The 1,347-nt window shown below is 45.1% G+C and carries 2 protein-coding genes and 1 pseudogene; all 3 read left to right on the plus strand.

Annotated elements, in window-relative coordinates:
- Nucleotides 1-400 (plus strand): annotated as a pseudogene (locus ACWIUD_RS12025) (menaquinone biosynthesis decarboxylase); the annotation flags it as partial.
- 3 nt (nt 401-403) lie between these two features.
- On the plus strand, nt 404-916 hold the full coding sequence (locus ACWIUD_RS12030) for a c-type cytochrome (protein ID WP_454149397.1): 513 nt from the start codon (nt 404-406) through the stop codon (nt 914-916).
- A 34-nt stretch (nt 917-950) separates the two neighbouring features.
- Nucleotides 951-1,347 (plus strand): YigZ family protein (locus ACWIUD_RS12035; RefSeq protein ID WP_454149399.1); only part of this gene is annotated, 397 nt, incomplete at its 3' end.

The raw sequence follows: 1,347 nt of genomic DNA on the forward strand, positions 1-1,347 counted from the left end.
GGTGGTTTTAAGGCAGTATTTTACGCACACCAAAAATCCGCTGATTTTGCTAGGTGTGAATAAAAAATCGCGCGTTTTAGGGCATATAGACGCATTTCATTCGGCGCATTGTCGCATTGTCTTTGTGATGGATTCGTGTGATAATGATTTGGAAAATCCCTATATGTGCCTGTGGCGCGTTGCTAACAACATTGACGCAAAGCGTGATATTTTGGTGCAAAACAATGTCGCGCTGATTGATGCCACGCGCAAAGGTGCGCTTGAAAATTTCACGCGTGAGTGGCCCAAAGATGTGGATTGCAATGCGGAAGTTTTGGCGCGTTTGGTCGATTTGGGACTAATCGATAAGTCGCTTTGGCGAAAATTTTATATCGATAAATCTTACTCAACGAAAGGATAAAAGATGAAAAAGTGGATGTTAATAGCGGTGGCAGTGGCGTTTGTGGCGTGTGGCGATTCAAGCAAAAACGCAGAATCTAATGCGAAAAACGCAGAATCTAGCGTGGATTCTGCGAAAAGTGCGAAAATCGCAGAATCTAGCGCAAATGTGGCGAAAGTAGATTCTGCGGATTCTGCGAAAGATTCTGCGAATGCGACAAAAATCGCAGAATCTAGCGTGGATTCTGCAAAAGATTCTGCGGATTCTGCGAAAGCACCGCAAAAATCAGCGGCGGATTTATACAAAAAATGTATCGCTTGTCACGGCGCAAGGGGCGATAAAGTCGCACCGGGCAGTGCTGGGAGCATTCTCATCGCTGATTTAAGCAAACAAATTTTGATTGATGATATGAAAGGCTATCGCGCAAAAACACTCTCACGCGGGGGGACTTCGGCGATTATGTATCTCCAAGCAAATGGGCTTAGCGATGATGATATTGAGATTTTGGCTGAATATATTTCTAATTTTAAAAAGTAGATTCACGCCCTAAAATGCGAGATTCGCCACTAAAATGAAAACCATAAAATCCCTTTGCATTGCCGAGTATGAAAAGGACGGCTCAAAATTTTTGGCGCATTTAGCCCCCGCAAAGGGCGCGGAGCAGCTTTTAAACGAATTGCAAGAAAAGCACAAAAAAGCCGTGCATTTTGTCCGCGCAAGTCGCGCTGTGAATGAATTTCATCAAATCATCGAAAATAGTAGCGATGATGGTGAGCCAAAGGGTAGCTCTGGTGTGCCTGTGCTAAATGTCCTGCGTGGGCGGGAGCTTGTGGAATGCGTGTGTATTGTGGTGCGCTATTTTGGCGGGAAATTGCTAGGTGTGGGTGGGCTTGTCCGCGCATATAGCAACGCCACGCTTTTAGCAGTGGAAAATGCCGAAAATTGCGGGGTAATCGTTGATTTTATCT

This window comes from Helicobacter sp. 23-1044 (assembly GCF_053654695.1).